Genomic DNA, 21,058 nt, shown 5'->3' on the forward strand with positions numbered 1-21,058 from the left:
CCCCGAGAAAGCCGGCATGTCGTCCTCCAAAAAACTCTCGCAAGACGAAGTCGATGCGCTGATCAGCAGCCTCGATCAAAACGGCAGCGCGTCGGGCGTTGGCACCGTTTCCGAAAAGGATGTGCGAGACTTTGCCTTTGGTGAAGACGATCTGTCACTGCTCGGCGATTACTACGCCCTACGCGTTATAAATGAGCGCTTTGCCCGCCTTGCCCGGGTCGTGTTTCAACCGATGCTGCGGGTTCAACCGCGTATCTCGGCACAGATGCCGACGGTCAAAACCTTTGACGAGTATTGCGAAGGCGCCGCATCGCTGATGAGCCTGAGCACCTCTCGCATTGATGAGCTGCGCGGCACCAAGATGATGGTAATCCAGCCGGAATTTATCTCGGCGCTGACGAACGCATACTACGGCGGCGACTTGGGGCTCAAATACATGCCCCGCAATGAATTCACGGCCACTGAAACCCGCGTCATTGAGATCATCACCGAAGGTCTTAACAAAATACTTCTGATGGCATGGCAAGATCTGATGCCCCTCACCTTCTCGGAACACGCCCGCGAAGAAAACCTGCAATTTGCGTCATTCGTCGAAGGCACTGAGACGATCATCGTGTGTTCATTTGTGGTCCAATTGCCCAAAAGCGAACCATCCTCAATCGACATCTTGTATCCGCTACAAACCCTCAAACCGATTGCTGCACAGCTGCGGTCACGGATGCAGTCCGAAGTGATCGACGATGACCTGACATGGCGCGAGCGGCTTGAACACGCCGTCATGCAGGTACCTTTGCCGCTCAATGTACAACTGGGCAAACCCAAGTTTTCGCTCCGCAGCATGTTGGCCATGGAAATCGGCGATGTGTTTCCGATCAAACTGACGGAAGGGCTGAGTGTGATTGTCAAAGGACAGAAAATGTTTGTCGCCGATATTGGCGAGGTTGGCGGCACAAGCGCCATCACGATCACCCGCAAGCTGGATAAATCCAGCGCAGAAAAGTGAGTTCTCAATATGTCAGATGATGATCAGCAAACCCTACCGCGCGTCAGCGAAGCCGACAAACTGCGCGCCCTCGAAAATATCGAAGTTGAGATGTCGATTGAGGTTGGCCGCACCGAAATCACAATCGCGGACCTTCTGCGCCTGAACGAGGGGTCGGTGGTTGAACTGGACCGTCTTGCAGGTGAGCCGCTGGATATCTTGGTTAACGGCACGATGATCGCAAAGGGCGAAGTCGTCATGGTTGGTGAACGTTTCGGCATCCGCTTTTCCGACATTGTGGACCCCGAAAAACGCGTTGAACGGATCTAGAGCTCCAAAGATCACCCCACGCCCCCATCCAACCCAGAACCGGAGCCCGGCACATGGCCACCGTCACCCCTGATCTAAGTAGCATCTTCATCGTGCTCGCGTTCTTGGGTGCGCTGATTGCGGTGCGTCAAATTATTGTCGCAAAGGCAGGAACAATTAAAGCCAAGCTCGGCACAAGCGAGCGTGAGATCGTTCTATTGGACGCCTATAAATTGGAACGTTCGCTACAGGTGTCATTGCTGAATATTGGCGGCTCGCGCGTTGCGGTTTTACACGGTGCGCGCGGCCAAGCCGCGATGATCAAACTAGAGGATGGCGCGTCAGTCGACCTGAACACTCTGAAGGGCGAGCATGCTGATGCCCCCTAGATCGTTCGCACCATTCGGCCTAGCTGCCCTGCTGATCACGCTTGCCGGGCCAGCACTGTCGCAAGGTGTGATTGACGGAATGCCCGCGCTAAACGTGCGCACAGGCGAGGACGGTGAGACGACCTATTCGCTCTCGCTCCAGATCCTGGCGCTGATGACGGTGCTCACGATCCTCCCGTCTTTCCTACTGGGTATTACGGCGTTCACCCGCATCATCATCGTCCTGTCGATCCTGCGCCAAGCCATGGGGACGCAACAAACGCCGCCCAATCAAGTCCTGATCTCAATCGCACTATTCCTGACGTTCTACATCATGGCCCCAACGTTTGAGCAGATGTACACGCAGGCGATCTCACCCTACTTGAACGGTCAACTCGGACCGGTGCCCGCCATCGAACTGAGCGCATCGATCCTACGCGATTTCCTAATCCTCAACACCCGAGAAGCCGAATTGGCGATGTTTGCCGAAATGGCGGGCGATGCGCCCTACGGCAGCAATGATGAAGTCCCGTATACAGTCCTCTTTCCTGCGTTCATCACGTCTGAGCTAAAGACCGCGTTCCAAATCGGCTTTTTGTTGTTCCTGCCATTCCTTGTGATCGACTTGGTCATCGCATCCATCCTGATGTCGCTGGGCATGATGATGCTCAGCCCGATGTTGGTCTCCCTGCCGTTCAAGCTGCTGCTGTTCGTGCTGGTGGATGGCTGGGCGATGACCATCGGTTCCCTTGCATCGACATACGTGAACTAACCCATGGAGTTTGATGCAAATATCGAAAGCCTCCGCGGCGCATTTTGGCAAATCATCATGGCATCCGGCCCGATTTTGGCTGTCGCGCTAGCGGTTGGGTTGGTGATTGGGATTTTGCAGGCGGCAACCTCGATCAACGAGATGACCCTTAGCTTTGTGCCGAAACTGGTCATCGTATTGGCGGCCATGGCAGGTCTATCGACCTTTATGATGCAGCAGATGGTGGATTACTTCGCGACCATCTTTGAGCAGATCCGCCTTCTCCAATGATCGCGGAGGCCCCCAGTCTTGATGCGTTGATGGGGATCGGCGGGATCGAGTTGCAGCAGGTGTTTGACCTAGGACTGGTTTTCTTTCTTCATACCATTCGGCTCAGCGCGTTCTTTTTGTCGGCGCCGTTTTTTGGCGCAGCGGCAATCCCGGTACAGGCGCGTATTATCGTAGCCGTCTTGATTTCATCTGCCCTCTTTGGCCTGATCGAAGTCCCGGACCCACGCAGCCTTCCGTTTCTCGCATTGGTCGAGGTGATCTTTATCGAAGTCGCGATTGGGCTGTCGCTGGGGCTCATCCTCTCAGTGCTGTTTTCCTCTGTCGCACTAGCGGGCGAAAAGATTGCTGCCTCGGCGGGGTTGGGCTTTGCCGCGCAGGTCGACCCCAATTCAGGCGGACAAACCCCGGTTGTGAGCCAAATTCTCAACCTATTCGCAATCGCCGTCTTCCTGTCGATGGACGGGCATCTGCACTGTATCGCGATCATGCGCATGACCTACGAAGTCCTCCCCTTGGGGCAATTGCGCGACATGTCGTTCTTGATTTCGGCAGGTTTGGATTCCGGCGGCCATATGTTCGCTATTGCATCCCTTCTGTCGCTGCCCGTGGTTTCAATACTCCTTCTGGCCAACGTGACTGTGGGCGTGGTCACCCGATCAGCACCGCAGCTAAACCTTTTTTCATTTGGCTTTCCCCTCACGATCCTGACGTGTTTCTTCGCGCTCTACTTGGCGACGACGCCCATGGGCTACGCGATCCGAGACATGGTTGAGTTCGTCCTAGAATTCGTGCGCGATACAGTGGCAGGGGCGAGCTGATGGCAGAAGGCGCAAGCGAAGGCCAAGAAAAGACAGAGGACCCAACCCAGAAACGGTTGGAAAAAGCCAAGGAAGACGGTCAGGTCGCCAGCTCAAAAGAGCTATTCGTTTTCTCAACGCTGCTGGTGGGGCTGTTACTATACATCGGGCTGATGCCATTGATGCCGTCGCTGCTACAGGAATGGTCCAGCCTCTTCTCTTTTGCGGGTCAAAAGGGCGTCATGGATGAGATTTATCGCAACCTCGGCGCCAGCTTTCAATTCATGTTCTGGAAATCAGTGATCTTTGCGATACCGCTTCTGATCATCGTGATTTTGACCCAAATGGGCATGTCGGGCGCGATCAACTGGTCCAGCTCAGCACTGGCGTTCAAGCCCAACCGCATCAACCCGCTGAGCGGGATCAAGCGAATGTTTTCCGTGAAGGCCTTGGTCGAGATGCTCAAGGCAATTGGCAAGGTAACGTTGTTGATCGGGACTGCGCTGCTGGTCTTTATGGCCACAATTGATGCGCTGTTCACCACGCCCAGCACCCACCTGATGGGGGGGCTTTCACGCATGGGCGACGTGTTTTTGCTGCTGATCATTGTCTTCTTGTTGGTGCTGGCCGCGATCTCTGTCTTTGACGTGATCTGGTCTCATTACCAACACAACGAACAGCTGCGCATGACCCTCCAAGAGGTTAAGGACGAGAGCAAGCAAACCGAAGGCTCACCTGAGGTGAAGGCCAAAATTCGCAGGATGCAGATGACGGCTGTGTCCCGCGCCAAAGAGCGTAAAGCCGCGATGGAGGCCGTCCCAACGGCAACCGCAATCATCACCAACCCGACCCACTTTGCCGTTGCTCTGAAATACGAAGTTGGCACCGAAGGCGCGCCAATGATCTTGGCCATGGGGCGCGGAAATCAGGCGCAAGAAATCATCGAGATCGGCAAGGACGCCGGCGTCACGATCTTTCGCAACGAATTGCTCGCGCGGGCTCTCTATTTTGCAGGTCAGATTGGCGATGAAATTCCGGGGCCGCTTTATACCGCTGTCGCCGCAGTGCTCGCGTTTATCTATCGGCTAAACAACGACGAACAGGTTGATCCCCCCGATGTGGATCTGCCGGAAGACATGCGTTTTGATGAAAACGGAAAGGTCATTTCATGAAAAATCCCCAACACCGCCCCCGCGCACACCGCAGCCGAGGCGAAATGATCAGCACGTTCTGTTTTGTCCTTGTCGGCCTGTTTTTTGCTGGGGAGGCGCGTGTTTTGTGGCATGAGGGTGCCCAGTTGAAAGGCGGCGCCATGGGGCTGTGCGCCGTGCTGTGTGTGGCCGCTGGCCTACGGTTTCACATCCACAATTTGTGGCTGAAACTGGCGGGTTATCGAAAATGAAACCCACAGCATCAACCAAGCGAACCACGCAGGGCGTTTGCGGTGACTGCAAGTATCTGGGCGTGACCTATCAACCCCACCAACCCTGGAGTTGTACGCGTTTTGGCTTCAAATCGCGAGAGCTTCCGGCGCGCGTGGTCCTGCGGGAAACTGGCACAGAATGTGCATACAAAACCCCAAGGGCGCGGCGCAGCCCCAAACCTTGAGGACAGGACCGACGACAATGGCCACGACACCGCTGAAAAAGGCCCAGACGGCCGATTTGGATCAAAGCATCCAGATAGCTTTGGACGCAGCCGACGCCTCTATGGATGTCACGGCTGAATTTGAGCGTATCTCGGCACAATTCGCGGAGACCGCGACAAAGGCTGAACGGCTAGAGAAAATCTCACGGATCAGTTTGATTGCCGCAGGCAGCATCGCAGTTTTGGCTGTGGTGATCATGGGTATGGTTTGGCAACGCTCGTCCTTGGGGTTGCAACGGCTCGCCGCGACGAACACCCAGTTGTTGACCATCCTGACCGAAAACGTCACCGCATTCGAAGAACGCATGGCCCCGCTGGCCGTGATGGACAAAAAGGTCGCCGGACTATCTGAAACCCTTGCTGGCATTCAAACCAGCCTCGAAACCATCTCCGTCGATGCGTCGCAAATGACCGACTTGCGTGCCAATGTCGCGCAGATCATCTTGGATTTGCCCGCATTAGAGACCCAAGAAGCCGCGCAAATTCGTGCAGAAACCATCAACAACACAACAGCCGATCGCATCGCGACCTTGAACGGCGAACTCGCCATGAGCGTTTCTGTTGCGACCCAAGACGCGCTGGCCGTCCAGTTGGATGCCTACAAGGCACTGGCTGCGGACATCTCCGAGGCGGTGGGCGCAATGGACACTAGTGGCGGTTCGGCTGCCGCGGCTGAATTGCAGGAAAAATTGGACGCACGTATCAATGAGATGAACATGCGTCTGAACCGCGTTGTTGAGGCGAATACCACCGCCACCAGACGCCGCGCCGCACCACCCCAAGCTGATGTGATCAAATACCCCTGATGGACGGGTCGTCGGATTTTGCACCGAAAAAGGCTGCACATCGATCCCCTCCACCACCGGGCCCGATACGCCTGACCAAGACCAGATCGCAGGGCGCGAGCCACAGCATGTTGCTGGAAAAGGGCGACTTGGTGGTCGCGGTGAACGGCATCCTGTGGACGCGCCTCGCATCAGTACAGAAAGCCATTTCCAAACTAATCGAGAGTGACACAGGCCCGGTCCTGCTGACCGTTTGGCGCGACGGGCAGGTGTTCAACATCTTCACCGACGCACCGCTCGATAGCAAATGGGAGGTTCTAGAGGAGCCTGAGGTAAGCCAGCTAGACGGTATCAAGCCAACGAAACTGCCCAAAGACAACAAACGCCTTACCCGCTTTGCGATCTATGTCGGCAGCGGCTCTGAGGCAGATGTGGTTGAGTTGCGTCGCTCATTCTGGGCGATGCTCGTCCCGCCATTTTGGCTAGTGTTTCAACGACAGTGGGAGGCTTTGGTCGGCCTATTGTGCGTTTTGCTGACCGCCGCTGTAATCCACCCATGGTTCGGCACAGGGCTGTACTTGGCCATATGTATTTATGTTGGCCGTCGACAGATATCGCTGCTTGAGTTCGCGATGACGCGTGAGGGCAAGCGCAAGGTCATGATTTTGGCGGCGGCGTCCGATCTGGAGGCGCAGGACGTGGCTTTGAAATTTGATGACCAGCTTCAATTCAAGTTCGCTCCGCATGCGGCAAATGGATCGGATGAGGTCGATATCGGTTTGATTTAATCGACTCGTCTCAACGATAGTTTACATTTGATATCTTAAGATATCAACCAAATGCTGAAAAAAGCGAAGACTGGCCTTCGATGCCTACCTTACTGCGCGCCGCGCAATGCCTCGATGCCTTCACCAAAACGGTTCAAATTCACGCGCAAAACAATCGGCTCCGCATCGGAATCCATTCGGTAGCCAAACAACATCGCCCCCGATGAACTCATTCGGGACACGGTCGCCTCATCTAACAGGATTGCGGCCTCGCAGATGGGTCCAAGGCACCGCTGCCAAACCATTTCCTGTTGCGGGGTCGCGTCGTTATCGTCCAACCGAAAGACGGCCCCCCCTGGCAAGTAAACCCCGATAGGCACCTGCGCCAAAAGAATTGCACCGCCATTTTGAGCTGGAAATGCAGCAAACCGTCCCGCCAGTTCATTAGTATCAAGCACCGATTGTTGCTGTACCAACTGGCAAAATGTCTGTGAAACGCTGACCGCATCACACGAAACGCGCCAATCGCCGAACGGCGTGTTGTTGGCAACGTCTTGGGCCGATGCGCCTGCAATGCTCACGACGGTCATGGCGATTGCGGCAAAAGCTGTTTTCAAATGGTTTTTCATAAAGTCACCTCAAGCAAAACTCTGGCACCGACGCAGAACCCTGACTGCCAAAACGACGCCCGAATGGGCGAAGGGCAGGCGCGGCAACACACCGATATCATTCACAATTGCACATAAACCGGCTCAAGCGAAAACCAAATGGCGCGAAATCTTGCGACAAACGCGCTCAAGCCCGCCTGAACGCAACCGTCAGATCATCTTGATCACGTCCCGATCGATCGACAAAACGTAGCCCCGGCGCGCGATGTTGCGCACCAACATCTCACTCACCATCTGGTTGCCCAACGTATCACGGAGCCGCTTGATCCGCGTGGCGCCAGCCGCTTCATCGCAATCTTCGGCGGGTCGGCCAGAAATCATCCCCTCAATCTGCGCACCGGTCAGGATGTCATCATCCAACCGCGCCTCTGCCAACACCGAGAGCGTCTCCAACGCGGCATCTGTCAGCTTGAATTCCATGTTATTAAGCAAAACCACGCGGTCCATCCGGCTCACGATCAGGGAGGAAACTTGCAATCCCTGACGCTCAATCTCGCCCATGCGGCGGTTAAGACCAACCAAGGACACCAGAAACACCAACGCAGCAATCAAAAGCGAAGCCGCGAAGACAAGCAGTACATAAATCACCATGCGGTAACTGCTGAGGACATCGGAAAACGCGGTGCCGGACTGTGCGAGGATCTCTAACAAGCGCAATTCAGCGGCACCGGTAAGATCGTCATTTTCGATGAATATCTGCTCAACCCGTGCGTTAAACGCGTTTGCGTCCGGCAGCGTCAGAAACAACACAACGGCCGCAACCCCAAGGATGATGACGACCGCCGCGATGCCCAACGCCACGATGCGCGCACCTGAGCGGCGAGCCTCAGAAGCGGAGGAAATAGGTGCCGGCACTCTCTTTCCTTTCAGCGAGCCCCTCAGGGCCAAAAATGGAAACGACGTTCAGCAACTGCCACCCATCCCGTGCAATCCGCTGGGCAATCTCGGCCCTGGCGGCCTGAACAGTACAGGCGCCAGTGACCTCAACCACACCGTAGTGCAGGCGTAAGGGGTTGTCCCGCTTAGCCTTGTAGTCAGCAAAGCAAGCCGCAGTCGCGGGAACGGCCATCATCAAAACGGCAAAGGTCAGAAGGATCTGTTTCATAGTTTTATCGTGAGCAACTGCGAGCAGATATTCAATATCCTTGCGCATGTTATCCAATATCAGCCCCCCGATATTGAGCGACGAACACCCCTACGGCGAAGGTCAGACAGACGCGATGACCCAGAAAGGAAGTGTCCAATGCTCAAACCTCTTATGGCCAGCGCCCTCGTGCTGTCACTGATCCTCACCTCTGTTTCCGCAACACCTGCTCGGGCGGGCGGCGAAGACATCGCAAAGGTCCTCGGCGGGCTGGTCGTGTTATACGCAATCGGGCGCGCGATTGATGACAGTAACGCAACACCCCGCGTGCAGCGTCAAACGACCGCGACACCCCGTAGACATGTGGGACACCGCAACAAAGTGATCCCCGACCGTTGCTTTCGCGAGGTCGTTTCACGCGGGGAAATTCGCCGCGGGTACGGCGCGCGCTGCATGCAAAACACCGTGCGCCGCGCCGGTGCCCTGCCCCCGCAGTGCATCCGCCAAATAGACACCCGCCGCGGGACAAGAAACCTGTACAGCGAGCGGTGCTTGCGGCGGAACGGCTGGGTGCGTGGGTAAAATCGCACGCCCATGTACACAGCCGACGGCCCCCGGGGAACTCAACCTCGGGGGCTTTTTTATTGGGGCGGTCTGTGTCACTCCGATGGGATGAAAACAGTCCCTACATTGGAATTCGAAGAGGCGCTCGCCGCGCGCGGGCACCACTATATCGTTGGTGTGGATGAGGTTGGGCGTGGCCCATGGGCGGGTCCAGTGGTGGCCTGTGCCGTGCGGCTTTGTGGCCCGGCCCCCGCAGGGTTGAACGACAGCAAAAAACTAACCGCCAAGCGGCGCGAGACGCTGGTGCCGTTGCTCGAACAGGTTGCAGAGATCGGCTACGGCGAGGCAAGCGTAGAAGAGATTGATGAGATCAACATCCGCCAAGCCACCCACCTAGCGATGCGCCGCGCAATCGACGCACTACCCCAAGTGCCTGACTACCTCTTGATCGACGGTCACGACCTGCCGCGTGGCCTGCCATGCCCAGCGCAAACAATCATTCAAGGCGATGGAAAGTGCCTTTCGATTGCAGCGGCGTCAGTCTTGGCCAAAACAAGGCGAGATTGGGGCATGGTGGCATTGGCGCAACAGTACCCCGGCTACGGATGGGAAAAAAACGCCGGATACGGCACCGCTGCGCACCGCGCCGGGCTGCAAAGTCTAGGGGTGACCCCACACCATAGACGTTCCTTCAAACCTATACACAACATGTTGGGATCCTAAAGTGATCCAATTTGTGCCACATTTTAGCCTTTGACGGCGATTCCCGCCGGGCGCATTCTAGTCGCAATAAGCGTGCAAAACGCGACTCACGAGGCGGACATGGCAGATACATCAAAAACGGTAGCGGCGACGCTTCCGATCAATACTATTTTGGACGGCGATTGCATCGAACGGATGAACGCGCTTCCTGCGGAAAGCGTTGACCTGATCTTCGCGGACCCCCCCTACAACCTACAGCTAAAGGGCGATCTGCATCGCCCCGACAACAGTCACGTTGATGCAGTCAACGATCACTGGGACCAGTTTGATAGCTTTCGGGCCTATGACGACTTTACGAAGGCATGGCTCAAGGCAGCGCACCGCTTGCTCAAGCCAAATGGTGCCATCTGGGTGATCGGCAGCTATCACAACATCTTTCGCGTCGGTGCGACCCTACAGGACGAAGGTTTCTGGCTGCTGAACGACGTCGTTTGGCGCAAAACCAACCCGATGCCTAACTTTCGCGGCAAGCGGCTGACCAATGCTCACGAAACACTCATCTGGGCGTCAAAATCCGAAAAATCGAAATACACCTTCAACTATGAAGCGCTGAAAGCGTTGAACGAAGGCGTGCAAATGCGCTCAGACTGGGTGCTGCCGATTTGTACAGGGCACGAGCGGCTCAAGGACGAAAAGGGTGACAAAGCTCATCCGACACAAAAACCCGAAAGCCTGCTGCACCGTGTGATGGTCGCTACGACTAACCCCGGCGATGTTGTGCTGGACCCGTTCTTTGGCACTGGCACTACAGGTGCTGTCGCCAAAATGCTGGGTCGTGATTATATCGGGATTGAGCGCGAAGCGGCATACCGCAAGGTGGCTGAGGCGCGGCTTGCACGCGTGCGCAAGTTTGACAGCGACGCGATCCAAGTCTCGAAATCGAAACGCGCCGAGCCACGTATTCCCTTTGGTCAACTGGTCGAACGCGGCATGCTGCGCCCCGGCGAGAGCCTGACCTCACTGAATGGTCGCTACACTGCCAAGGTGCGGTCCGACGGCACACTCGTGCGCAAAGATGTCACCGGATCAATCCACCAGGTTGGGGCTGCCCTAGAGGGCGCGCCCAGCTGCAATGGCTGGACCTACTGGCATTTTAAGCGCGACGGCAAAACCGTGCCGATTGACCAGTTGCGCCAACAGCTACGCAAAGAGCTGTTCTAAGAGCTTCAAAAGTTTACCGCCAGCGCGCACCGCAGAAATGTCGGTGCGTGCAACTTCACCCCGCCGGTCGCCCAAGACCTGGCGGGGCTTTTTGCCATCAGCGCCGCACGCGACAACTGGCCAATTGCTGTTGATAGACGTAGGCGCGCGCCGCGACTTCGTTTGAGACCCGCATCAACCATCCTTTGCGACGGTAGCTGCCGCGCGAGTACCCAGTGTGCCCCTCATGGTAAGCAAGGTATTGGTTGCGTGCATCGGTCAAGGCGATGCCATTCCGCTGCACGGTTTTGTTCATGTACCATCCCATGAAATCAGAAGCGTCGCGAATGTTGGTCCGCTGTGCGCCGATGCGGCCCGCCTCACGACGATAGTCCGCCCATGTCCCATCCAGCGCCTGCGAATAGCCCAGCGCCGAGCTTTGCCGCCCCATCGGGATCACGCCCAGCTTATAGCGTCGCGGTGGCCGTGCGCGGGAAACGAACTTACTCTCTTGATAGATCGTCGCCATCTGGACAGAGACAGGCACGCCCCATTTCCGCTCTGTCGCGCGAAAGGCCCTCAGATAGCCCGGTCGTTGCTCCAGTATGGAACACGCATTGTCTAGGTTGCGTGGAGCCTGATTTGAGCCACCGCCACAGGCGGATAGGCCCAAGCAAAGGGCCAGTGCGTAATACCATCTCATGTCTATAACCTGCTCGGTTTTGTTTAAGAAAAAGTATAGCGCAAAACGAGCATTTTGAAAATGGTCCCGACCCTCGGCAATCCCTACACAAAGAACGCCAACACAACGGGGATGCTGACCACGGACAACAGGGTCGAGATCACGACCAAACCCGCCACTGCATCGGCGTCTGCCTCATATTTTTCCGCCAATAAGTATGAGGTCACGGCAACCGGTGTCGCCACCTGCAACACCAACACAGCCAAAGCCACATGCGGCAGGTCCAGCCACAGTCCTGCGCCCAGCGCGCAGCCAACGCAAATTCCGACCTTTACCAGTGACAACCAAAGCGCGCGCCCGATGCCCCCCGGTGTCAATCGCGCAACCGCAACCCCAAGCGTAATCAGCATCAAGGGGATCGCCATTTGCCCAATCAACTCAAGCGTGTTGGTCACAAACACTGGCGTTTTCCAGCCTTGCCATAGGAATAGCGCGCCCAACAGCGTAGCAGAAACCATCGGCTCCTGCACGGCTTTGAGCAACGACCCACCGCCCGATACCAGCCAGATCCCGAACGTAAACGCCATGACAGCCATGACCGCGAAAATCACAACGGCATAGCCCAACCCTTCCTGCCCGAATGCGAACAACGCCAGCGGCAGGCCCAAATTGCCCGTATTGCCAAAGATCAACGGCGCCAAATACGTTGGCCGGTCCAAGCTGAAACCGGCGACCAACGCCCAGGTGACCACGGTCACGGCGCCATAGGCCACGATCGCAGCAATGGTCACAAGGCTCAGCGCGGCAGGCTCAACCTCAGTCTTCATGAGGGCCGTGAAAATCAAGCACGGCACCGCCAGCGTCATCGCCAGCCGGGTCACGAATTGCACCCGATATTCAAACCCTGCACGCACCCAAATGTAGCCCACCAGAGCCAACAAAAAGACAGGTGAGGTGATCTCAAGAACCGTTAAGACCAATTCCACAGTTTGTTTCCCTTATTTTTAGGTAACCCCGATGGACAATCAGTCCGCGCAAGGGATAGTAAATCGAGCAAGGAGTCGATGCGCTATGCTCAAAAGCCATGCGAAATACAATCTCGGTCAAGTTGTCCGCCACCGCAAACATCCGTTTCGCGGTGTTGTTTTTGATATCGACGCCGTTTTTGCGAACACCGAGGAATGGTATGACGCCATTCCCGAACACTCCCGTCCGCGCAAAGATCAGCCGTTTTATCACCTGCTCGCAGAAAACGACGAAAGCTATTACGTAGCCTACGTGTCAGAGCAAAACTTGGTGGAAGATCAAACAGGTGAGCCTGTTTCGCACCCAGATATCGACGATCTATTCGGTGCGTTTGATGGCGGAAAATACCCCCTACACTTTGACATGAACTAGGCGTCGGCGCACCCCAGCGTACGCTGCCTAACCGTTAAAGAAATGTGGTCGTAAGTTAAGACGGGATTCACGTTTTTTGGATAAATACTCGGGCCTTAGTAGAGGGTCAGATGTCAATCCAATCGCACGATGACTTTATTCAACAAGAACGCCGCCGTCGCCTCGCGGCGGAGCGGTTGCTTGCACAAAAGTCGAATGAACTGCTCGAAGCCAATCGTCAGTTGGCAACGCATGCGGACAAACTGTCGTACACCGTGATCGAACAGCGCGAAGAGAACGCGACCCTTGCAGGCGAAAACCAAAAGGTACTCGCTCACCTAGATCTTGCGACCAAACAAGCCGGAAAAGCGGAACAGCGCCTGTGGGACTCCCTTGAGGCTATTGGCGATGGGTTCGCCGTGTATGATCGGAATTGGTGTCTCGTCGCCGCAAATCGACATTACATGCGCTTGTTCGAAGGGATTGAGGATGTCGGTCTTGGCGCGCCCTACGACCTAGTTTTGCAAGTCCTGATGGACGAAGGCCTTGTGGATATCGGCGATGCCAATCCCGATGATTGGGTTGATGAAATGCTTGCCCGCTGGGAAAATCGCCCCGTTCAAACCACAGTCATCAAACTGTATAATGGCCGCAGCATCCAGCTTCAGGACAAGGTGTCCTCGGACGGTGGCATGGTGTCTATGTGCACCGACATCACCGAAAGCCTAGAACGCGAGGCCGCGATGCGAGAGGCTCGTGATGCTGCCGAGGCCGCCAACCGAGCCAAGTCCGCCTTTCTCGCGAAGATGTCCCACGAAATCCGCACCCCTATGAACGGTGTGGTGGGCATGGCGGAGCTGTTGCTAGAATCCGAGCTAACCAATGAGGATCAGATATACGCCGAAACCATCCGCAGCTCAGGTGAATCGCTGCTGGTCATCATCAATGACATCCTCGATTTCTCAAAGCTTGAAGCCGACAAGATGGAGTTTCGGCCTGAGCCAATGGACCTAGAGGTCCTGCTGCTAGAACTGCTGCGCCTGTCGGAAGCCAGCCTTGATGGTAAGCCCGTGAACCTTGCTCTGCACTATCCCATCATGGGGCAAACTGGGTTCATCACTGATCAGGGCAAACTGCGACAGGTTCTAACGAACCTGATCGGCAACGCGATCAAGTTCACGCCCGAGGGTCACGTGACTGTGGATGTGGACCCCGGCACACCTGACGCGGCTGGCCGTTCGATGGTCAAGATTACTGTCCGGGACAGTGGGATCGGCATTCCGGATGAGATGCAGGCCCATATCTTTGGCGAGTTCAATCAGGTCGAGGACGAAATGAACCGCAAGTTTGAGGGCACCGGCCTTGGGTTGGCAATCACCAAGGGCATCGTTGAGCGGTTAGAAGGCACACTGACCGTCGCGAGCGACTTGGGCAAAGGATCACATTTCACAGTCACCCTCCCGCTTGAAGTTGACCTTCGCAGTTCCTCACCAACAGCGCTTCCCCCAGCACCTCGCACATTGGCGCTGTGCGGGTATCACGGGCCTACCGCAGAGTTTTTGACAAACGAATTGGCCTCGCTTGGTGTAAGGGTCAAAACCGTTACGCCAGACGAAATCGCCGATCTAGACACGGATGCGGTGTTCATTTGCACCTGCCTGCCAGAAGCAGTTCAGATTCAGATCAGCGAAGTAGCACCAACGGATTTGCCAATCATCTGTGTCGGCACACACGCCCACACGCCAAAACAATTGGCCGCGCGTTGCAAAGCCCACCTGTCTTGGCCCACCGCGAACGCCGACCTTAGGACCGTGATTTCCGCGATCCAACCGCGCCAGCCCTCACAAAGCGACACAGCCCCGCTAGAAACCCTGCGCATGCTGGCTGCGGAGGACAACATGATCAATCAGTTCGTGTTTCAAAAGATGCTCAAAGCCGTCGAGATGGACCTGACCATGGTCGAAAACGGTCGTCACGCGGTTGAGGCATTTCTTGACCTCAAACCACATATTATCTTCACCGATATCTCGATGCCCGAAATGGACGGGATGGAGGCTGCGCGCGAAATCCGAAAACTAGAAGCGGAACATGGGCTTCCACAAACGCCGATTATCGCAATGACCGCACACGCGATGGAGGATGACGAAGACCGCATTAAAGCTGCCGGCATCAATCACTATCTGACCAAACCATTCAAAAAGTCCGCTCTGATGGACGCACTACACCGTTTCGCGCCCTCAGAAATTAACCTCACACAACCAGACGAAGGCTAAGCCCTCAGGGCCGCGACAGTCCGCAGTCCGCCCGTTTCGATCCCGCGCCAGTTGCGGATAGGGCTTTCCATATAGCGACGTGCGACGGGATGATCGGCCTGTAACACACCCAGCCGGACCAAAAGCGCAGTGATAACGGCCTCGGACGCGCGGGTGCCACCATCGAGGATCTTCACCGCGATACCGCGCTGCAATTCGGGCACGATCGCAATATACACAGCTTCCGCCCCCGTTTTCACTGCAACCTTGTGGTTCATTGCGCGCATCAATTCCGTACACGCACGCCCCTCGCCCGCAACGTATTCGGGATGAGCGGCCATAGCCCGGGTCAGCGTATGCATCGCCCGTTCCCGCCCATCACCATCGGCACGCGCCGCTGCAAAACGGCCCATCGCCGCCGCAAGACCCGTCATTGTCGTGGCAAAATTAGGCGCAGAACATCCATCAATGCCATATCCCGGGCTCGTCATCCCAGTCACATGCTCATGAGCATCCAGCACGGCACGTTGCACAGGGTGATCAGGTTCCACGTACTCGGGCCCCGCGCCAAGGTGCTGTGATAGCATCAAAAATCCACAGTGTTTGCCCGAGCAGTTGTTATGCACTTGGCATGGCGTCTCACCTGCGCGGATCATATCATCAGCCACCTTACGTGACATCGGCACCTGCGCGCCGCATCGAAGGTCATCATCGCCTAGGCCCAAATCCTTCAACCAAAGGCGTGCCATGTCCCGGTGCAAGGGCGCGCCATCGTGTGAAGCACACGCAAAAGCCCACTGTTGCGTCGTCAGATTGGCCCCCGCCCCGCTCTCCAACAGAGGAATTGCTTGGATCATCTTGCTAGAAGAACGCGGCAAGATCACAGCATCCGGGTCGCCCCACGCTTCAACCACATCGCCCGCACCGTCACAGATGACAGCGTGCCCCCAATGCTCGCCCTCCTCAAAAGGACCGCGATGCACTTCTACCAGCTTCTGAGCCTTCATTTTTCTGCCTCTTTTGCGCGATTTTATGCCAACGAACTTGGCTCCGGGGCTTTTCCGCAGCCCGCTTTGTAGGTATCCTTTCTGTGCAGAATTGAAAACACGCGTCCGCTTATCTCCAAGACTTACCCCGACAAGGGAAGCAACAAGCTGGATGCAGAGGCAAAAGCAGCGAGGCTGTAAAGCGATGAAATCATTGATGGTTTGGATCTATTCCGTTGTTGCGTTAACGGTAATGGCAGCCCCAGTTTGGGCGCAGGCAGACGTGTCCAATCGCGTTGGCGCCAATACTGATTGGAGCGTTTTCGTACAGGACAACCCGACCCAGTGCTGGGTTGTTTCGGCCCCCAAGGACACCGTGAACACCCGCGACGGTCGTGTTGTGGCCGCGCGGCGCGGCGACATCCGGTTATTTGTCTCTTATTGGCCACAAAGTGATAAGCGCGCAGAGGTGAGTTTCACCGGGGGCTACCCCTTTGCAGAGCTGTCTCGGGTTGAGATCGAAATCGGTTCAGAAAAGTTCCTTTTGTTCACCGATGGTGAACTGGCTTGGGCCGACACCCCTGCCGACGATGCCAAAATTGTCTCCGCGATGAAGCGCGGGTCTGAGGCAGTTGTATCAGGCGTTTCATCGCGTGGGACCAAAACACGCGACACGTTCTCACTTTTGGGTTTCACCGCCTCGATCGAAGATGCCGAAGCCCGCTGCGGCTGAGGGCTAGCGAAACCGCAATTTCGACCGTATATGGGGGGTTCATCCGTTGGAGAGCCCCATGACAACCGCATCGACACCACCGTCGACCCCTGCGCCGATCACCCAAGACATGCTGACCCTGCCGCGCAAGCTGCCCGAGGGCGGCAAGCGCAATCTTATCGGCTTGACCCGCACCCAACTGCGGGACGCCCTGATCGAAGTGGGCACCCCGGAAAAGCAGGCCAAGATGCGCCAAGGTCAGGTTTGGCAATGGCTCTATGAAAAAGGCGTGCGCGAGTTTGAACTGATGTCAAACCTCGCCAAAGATTACCGCGCAAAACTGGCTGAACATTTCGTCATCGAGCTGCCGGAGGTCGTGAGCCGTCAGGTGTCTGAGGATGGCACACGCAAATACCTGGTGCGGATCGCCGGCGGCCATGAGGTCGAGACGGTGTACATCCCCGAAGAAGGGCGCGGCACGCTGTGTATTTCCAGCCAGGTTGGCTGCACTTTGACCTGTTCGTTTTGCCATACGGGCACGCAACGGTTGGTGCGAAATCTGACCGCAGGTGAGATCATTGGTCAGGTTATGTTGGCGCGCGATGATCTGGACGAATGGCCCGAACTGGGCCGCGCGCCCCGGGATAAAACTCGGCTTTTGTCGAACATTGTCCTGATGGGAATGGGCGAGCCACTTTATAATTTTGAGGGCGTGCGGGACGCGATGAAAATCGCGATGGATCCCGAGGGTATCGCCCTATCGCGGCGTCGGATCACTCTATCAACATCTGGCGTTGTGCCCGAGATCGCGCGCACCGCAGAGGAAATTGGCTGCCTTTTGGCCGTATCGTTCCACGCAACAACCGATGAGGTGCGCGATAAGCTTGTGCCCATCAATAAGCGCTGGAACATCGAAGCTTTGCTCAGCGCGTTGCGGGAATACCCCCGGCTCTCGAACTCTGAGCGAATTACATTTGAATACGTGATGCTGGATGGCGTGAACGATAGCGATGAGGATGCGCATCGGCTAGTAAGCCTTATCAAAGGCATTCCAGCTAAAATTAACTTAATCCCATTCAACGAATGGCCTGGCGCGCCATACAAACGCTCCTCTAACAATAGGATTCGTGCGTTTTCTGAGATTGTTTACAATGCGGGTTATGCGTCACCCATCCGTAAGCCTCGTGGTGAAGATATTATGGCGGCCTGCGGTCAGCTAAAATCCGCCACTGAGCGGGCCCGTAAGTCCCGCAAAGCGATTGAGGCAGAAGCGGGGCTGGGCGAATAGTTCAGGTGGAATGTAGGCGAGAGGCGCTGCCTCTCGCGCTTTCCGGGATGTTTGTGAACCAAAGAAATTTGAGGCTACACAAATAAGAACAAAACATGAATATATGACGGATGGGAGTCGTTGAGCTTCATATCACCTCAAATTTCACCTTTCTCACCGGCGCTTCGCATCCTGAGGAATATGCGCATCGTGCGGCGGAGATGGGGATTGAGGCCTTTGCGATTGCGGATGAAAATTCTGTAGCTGGAATTGTCCGCGCGCATGTGGCTTTGTTGGCGATGTTTATGTGATCCTATCTCCACAATACGACAGCGGTGATGCCCAAGGCTTTCAAGCGATCAAAGCTCTTGCCCAGCGCCTTGGCGTACTACCTGTCGCATCTACTGCGCCGCTTATGCACCACGGAAGGCGGCGACAGATGGCAGATGTGTTAACCTCTATACGAGAGGGGCTACGCATTGAACATCTTGGCCGCAAGGCCTTGGCCAATGCGGAACAGCGACTGCGCAGTGCAAGTGCACATGAAATACGCAGTTTATTCGCAGACCACCCCGATGCGATTGAAAATGCCACAGCGTTAGCCCGCGCCTGTACCTTTTCCCTCGATGAATTACGCTCTGAGTACCCTTCAGAGCTGATCGGCCAAGAAACAGCGGCTGAACGGCTAGCCCGGTTGGCTACGGCAGGTTTACGATGGAGCTATACCGCGGGCGTCCCTCAACGAGCCTCTGACCAGTTGGCGCACGAGCTGCGTCTAATTGATAAACTCGGCTTTGCACCCTATTTTCTAATGGTCCACGACATTGTAGATTTCGCCCGTGACCGAGGCATCTTGTGTCAGGGCCGCGGTTCAGCTGCCAACTCGATCACCTGTTACGCATTGGGTGTAACCTCCGTTTCACCCGAAATCGGCACCATGGTGCTTGAACGTTTCGTCTCTGAGGCGAGTAATGAACCGCCCGATATTGACGTCGACTTTGAACATGAACGCCGCGAAGAAGTCATTCAGCACATTTACGAGCGCTATGGTCGCCACCCCGCCGGTCTATGTGTCACCGTCATTCATTACCGTGGAAAACGGGCGGTACGCGAAGTAGGCCGCGCCATGGGGCTAAGCGAAGATACGATCACAGCGCTTTCGAGCCAAATCAAGTTCTATGCTCAGGGCCATTGGGCCACTTGATGTTGATATGGCTACTTGACTTAAGGCCCTCAATCTTGGGACTTCATGAGTAATCTTTACTAGCTGAACGAAGACCAAACGGAGCGGCTTCGACCCTATTTTCCAAAAGCCATGGCCTACCGCTTGTTGATACTTGACGTATCACAGCTGGCATATCTTCATCGACCGTAATGGTTTACGTTGGTTTGATTTATCCCAAGAATACGGTCCCGCCAAAACGGTTTCAATTGAGGCAAGTTACTTCAAATCCCACCGGACAGCCTCCAACTTGTCGGTCAAAAAGCGCAACATGGACGTCGCATAGGGCACACTAGAGGCCGTATGAACACAAAGTTGCGTGCTGCGACTGACACAATGGGCGACCAATCCGGTTCTTCATGACGGCTGGTCAGGTGAGCGATTATACGGGAGCCATAGCGCTTGTGGGCACGGGTATCCCGTCCTGCATTCTAGGTTGAAAATCATGATACAAAGCAATCCAGTATGGCAAGCGTCACCACAAGAGCTGTAACCGGATTGAGATCAGCTTTGGCAGATGGAAGGACTGGCAACACGTAGCAACCCCTTACACCAGAAGTACAAAGACCTTCCTTTCTGCAATCGCACTCGCCGCAACCGCTATATTCTAGCTGTGGGTTCTGAGCACAGCGAGAACCTCGATGGCTAAAACAAGATGGTTGCAGCAGTCGAAATCTTTTTTAAGACCATCAAAACTGATCTAGTGATCGCAATAGGAAACGCAACTGCAGGCCGAAGCGGTAATCTGCGAATACATAAACGGCTTTTACAATCCACAAGGCTGACACTCAGCATCGGCTAGAAAAGCCCCCTCGTTTTCAAACAGAAGGTGGCACCAGCAAGGACTTAGAGCAGCATAAAACCACGATAGATCCACTCAGAATCTTGCCAAAAGTAGACGCAAAAATTGGTAGATTTGGCCCATATTAACGAGCATTGCCAATCCTCACTTTTCGCTTGCTCAAACGGGGCGTCCAAAGGGTTTTGTGTCGCAAAGCAGCGCCTTGAGTTCAGGGCTACGGCAGCGCCGCTCAGACTGGTCGCGGTGAGACCCAAGCCCCAAGAGCAACTCGCTCATCTGCTGGCTGTACGCCTGAAAAATCAACGCCCGGATGGCGCGTGAGCCCGCCATCAACGTGTCTATCCCCTCCGGCGTAACCACGATCGCCTCTATTTCAGCATGTGGGGTTTCAGCAGGTTCAAAGGCCTCAAATTCCATCAAATATCCGGGTGAAAGTACGCATCGGGCAGCCCGGTGATCGCAGGAAAGCACCAATGCCGCCCCGCCAAAACCCGCGCCATCCACCACTTCCGGCACCAGCGTCAAAAGCCACCTGTCCCGCGCAAACGGCCGCGTAATCACCCGACCCATTCCAATCGAAACACGTGGGGCGCAGGCATCAAGAACCTCAGTAACTGTAGCAGTCAATCTAGAGGGCTGAGGTGATTGATCATGCCACATATTGGGTCGAGCCTTCGCATTACATCGCCCAATTATCGCGGCTCCACCACGCGAAACCTTGATATTTATCAATCTAGAATGGGCGATGTGCAGGCAGACAAAGCATATGAGCCAGAGGCGATCATGTTGGCTTTGTTGCACAAACCCGCTTGGGGACGTGTTTCCCCTGACCCCGGACGGATT

General features: G+C 55.7%; 25 protein-coding genes and 2 pseudogenes. 20 read left to right on the forward strand and 7 right to left on the reverse strand.

The features are described from left to right. The first annotated feature begins 16 nt into the window (after positions 1-16). The 10 genes from fliM (at position 17) to THS5294_RS06060 (ending at position 6,718) form a co-directional block, all read left to right on the forward strand. Complete coding sequence (fliM, locus tag THS5294_RS06015; RefSeq protein ID WP_038005421.1) at positions 17-1,003, forward strand: flagellar motor switch protein FliM; 987 nt, start codon at positions 17-19, stop codon at positions 1,001-1,003. Positions 1,004-1,012: 9 nt separating this feature from the next. Beyond that, entirely contained in the window at positions 1,013-1,312 is a 300-nt protein-coding gene (gene fliN / locus THS5294_RS06020; RefSeq protein WP_038005419.1) for a flagellar motor switch protein FliN, read from the forward strand. A 53-nt stretch (positions 1,313-1,365) separates the two neighbouring features. Further along, entirely contained in the window at positions 1,366-1,680 is a 315-nt protein-coding gene (locus THS5294_RS06025; protein ID WP_058123012.1) for a hypothetical protein, read from the forward strand. Positions 1,681-1,759: 79 nt separating this feature from the next. Further along, positions 1,760-2,431: a flagellar type III secretion system pore protein FliP gene (fliP, locus tag THS5294_RS06030; protein WP_503169814.1), complete on the forward strand. Its 672-nt coding sequence runs from the start codon at positions 1,760-1,762 to the stop codon at positions 2,429-2,431. 3 nt (positions 2,432-2,434) lie between these two features. Beyond that, positions 2,435-2,701, forward strand: coding sequence for a flagellar biosynthesis protein FliQ (gene fliQ / locus THS5294_RS06035; RefSeq protein ID WP_038005414.1), 267 nt, complete (start codon positions 2,435-2,437; stop codon positions 2,699-2,701). Next, a complete protein-coding gene (gene fliR / locus THS5294_RS06040; RefSeq protein ID WP_058123013.1) occupies positions 2,698-3,519 on the forward strand; it encodes a flagellar biosynthetic protein FliR in 822 nt (273 codons plus the stop codon). The genes fliQ and fliR overlap by 4 nt, the downstream gene beginning before the upstream one ends. Beyond that, positions 3,519-4,670, forward strand: coding sequence for an EscU/YscU/HrcU family type III secretion system export apparatus switch protein (locus THS5294_RS06045; RefSeq protein WP_038005410.1), 1,152 nt, complete (start codon positions 3,519-3,521; stop codon positions 4,668-4,670). Before fliR ends, THS5294_RS06045 begins: the two co-directional genes overlap by 1 nt. After that, positions 4,667-4,900 carry a hypothetical protein gene (locus THS5294_RS06050; RefSeq protein ID WP_058123014.1) on the forward strand — a complete coding sequence of 78 codons (234 nt, stop codon included), beginning with the start codon at positions 4,667-4,669 and terminating at the stop codon, positions 4,898-4,900. The genes THS5294_RS06045 and THS5294_RS06050 overlap by 4 nt, the downstream gene beginning before the upstream one ends. Positions 4,901-5,123: 223 nt before the next feature. Continuing rightward, a complete protein-coding gene (locus tag THS5294_RS06055; RefSeq protein ID WP_058123015.1) occupies positions 5,124-5,951 on the forward strand; it encodes a hypothetical protein in 828 nt (275 codons plus the stop codon). A gap of 107 nt (positions 5,952-6,058) precedes the next feature. After that, positions 6,059-6,718: a DUF2628 domain-containing protein gene (locus tag THS5294_RS06060; RefSeq protein ID WP_058123016.1), complete on the forward strand. Its 660-nt coding sequence runs from the start codon at positions 6,059-6,061 to the stop codon at positions 6,716-6,718. Positions 6,719-6,807: 89 nt separating this feature from the next. Here the strand turns inward: THS5294_RS06060 and THS5294_RS06065 are convergent, their stop codons facing one another. The 3 genes from THS5294_RS06065 to THS5294_RS06075 form a co-directional block, all read right to left on the reverse strand. Next, positions 6,808-7,326: an invasion associated locus B family protein gene (locus THS5294_RS06065; protein WP_058123017.1), complete on the reverse strand. Its 519-nt coding sequence runs from the start codon at positions 7,324-7,326 to the stop codon at positions 6,808-6,810. Between the two features lie 189 nt (positions 7,327-7,515). After that, positions 7,516-8,220 (reverse strand): winged helix-turn-helix domain-containing protein, encoded by a 705-nt coding sequence (locus tag THS5294_RS06070; RefSeq protein ID WP_058123018.1) that lies wholly within the window; start codon positions 8,218-8,220, stop codon positions 7,516-7,518. Further along, a complete protein-coding gene (locus THS5294_RS06075) occupies positions 8,192-8,470 on the reverse strand; it encodes a hypothetical protein (protein ID WP_058123053.1) in 279 nt (92 codons plus the stop codon). Before THS5294_RS06075 ends, THS5294_RS06070 begins: the two co-directional genes overlap by 29 nt. Positions 8,471-8,608: 138 nt before the next feature. Between THS5294_RS06075 and THS5294_RS06080 the strand changes: the two genes are divergently transcribed. From THS5294_RS06080 to THS5294_RS06090, 3 genes are all read left to right on the forward strand, one after another. Next, positions 8,609-9,031 (forward strand): hypothetical protein, encoded by a 423-nt coding sequence (locus THS5294_RS06080; protein WP_058123019.1) that lies wholly within the window; start codon positions 8,609-8,611, stop codon positions 9,029-9,031. Positions 9,032-9,121: 90 nt separating this feature from the next. Continuing rightward, a complete protein-coding gene (gene rnhB, locus THS5294_RS06085; RefSeq protein WP_058123020.1) occupies positions 9,122-9,736 on the forward strand; it encodes a ribonuclease HII in 615 nt (204 codons plus the stop codon). 99 nt (positions 9,737-9,835) lie between these two features. Further along, entirely contained in the window at positions 9,836-10,936 is a 1,101-nt protein-coding gene (locus THS5294_RS06090; RefSeq protein ID WP_058123021.1) for a site-specific DNA-methyltransferase, read from the forward strand. Positions 10,937-11,033: 97 nt separating this feature from the next. Here THS5294_RS06090 and THS5294_RS06095 read toward each other — a convergent pair whose 3' ends face one another. Together THS5294_RS06095 and THS5294_RS06100 are read right to left on the reverse strand one after the other, a co-directional pair. Then, positions 11,034-11,618: a transglycosylase SLT domain-containing protein gene (locus THS5294_RS06095; RefSeq protein ID WP_058123022.1), complete on the reverse strand. Its 585-nt coding sequence runs from the start codon at positions 11,616-11,618 to the stop codon at positions 11,034-11,036. Positions 11,619-11,701: 83 nt separating this feature from the next. Continuing rightward, on the reverse strand, positions 11,702-12,583 hold the full coding sequence (locus THS5294_RS06100) for an AEC family transporter (protein ID WP_058123023.1): 882 nt from the start codon (positions 12,581-12,583) through the stop codon (positions 11,702-11,704). 85 nt (positions 12,584-12,668) lie between these two features. Here THS5294_RS06100 and hspQ point away from each other — a divergent pair, with 85 nt between their 5' ends. Both hspQ and THS5294_RS06110 read left to right on the forward strand, forming a co-directional pair. Beyond that, positions 12,669-12,995, forward strand: a complete 327-nt coding sequence (gene hspQ, locus THS5294_RS06105; protein WP_038005383.1) for a heat shock protein HspQ — start codon at positions 12,669-12,671, stop codon at positions 12,993-12,995. 110 nt (positions 12,996-13,105) lie between these two features. After that, complete coding sequence (locus tag THS5294_RS06110) at positions 13,106-15,247, forward strand: ATP-binding protein (RefSeq protein ID WP_058123024.1); 2,142 nt, start codon at positions 13,106-13,108, stop codon at positions 15,245-15,247. On the opposite strand, the gene THS5294_RS06115 is transcribed toward THS5294_RS06110, so the two are convergent. Further along, on the reverse strand, positions 15,244-16,233 hold the full coding sequence (locus THS5294_RS06115; RefSeq protein ID WP_038005377.1) for an asparaginase: 990 nt from the start codon (positions 16,231-16,233) through the stop codon (positions 15,244-15,246). The genes THS5294_RS06110 and THS5294_RS06115 overlap by 4 nt on opposite strands. A 196-nt stretch (positions 16,234-16,429) precedes the next feature. On the opposite strand from THS5294_RS06115, the gene THS5294_RS06120 reads away from it, so the two are divergent. The 4 genes and pseudogenes from THS5294_RS06120 (at position 16,430) to THS5294_RS17925 (ending at position 20,024) form a co-directional block, all read left to right on the forward strand. Beyond that, positions 16,430-16,945, forward strand: a complete 516-nt coding sequence (locus THS5294_RS06120; protein ID WP_233486418.1) for an invasion associated locus B family protein — start codon at positions 16,430-16,432, stop codon at positions 16,943-16,945. A gap of 58 nt (positions 16,946-17,003) precedes the next feature. Next, a complete protein-coding gene (gene rlmN, locus THS5294_RS06125) occupies positions 17,004-18,212 on the forward strand; it encodes a dual-specificity RNA methyltransferase RlmN (protein WP_058123026.1) in 1,209 nt (402 codons plus the stop codon). A 110-nt stretch (positions 18,213-18,322) separates the two neighbouring features. Further along, a pseudogene (locus THS5294_RS06135) lies at positions 18,323-19,362 on the forward strand (hypothetical protein); the annotation flags it as partial. Positions 19,363-19,458: 96 nt separating this feature from the next. Further along, positions 19,459-20,024, forward strand: a pseudogene (locus THS5294_RS17925) (transposase family protein). Between the two features lie 350 nt (positions 20,025-20,374). On the opposite strand, the gene THS5294_RS06140 reads toward THS5294_RS17925, so the two are convergent. Continuing rightward, positions 20,375-20,842, reverse strand: a complete 468-nt coding sequence (locus tag THS5294_RS06140; RefSeq protein ID WP_133244402.1) for a hypothetical protein — start codon at positions 20,840-20,842, stop codon at positions 20,375-20,377. 24 nt (positions 20,843-20,866) lie between these two features. Here THS5294_RS06140 and THS5294_RS18535 point away from each other — a divergent pair. Then, on the forward strand, positions 20,867-21,058 hold a 192-nt coding region (locus tag THS5294_RS18535; RefSeq protein WP_072936771.1), incomplete at its 3' end, for a hypothetical protein.

It is taken from the genome of Thalassobacter stenotrophicus, assembly GCF_001458315.1.
GTDB lineage: Bacteria > Pseudomonadota > Alphaproteobacteria > Rhodobacterales > Rhodobacteraceae > Thalassobacter > Thalassobacter stenotrophicus.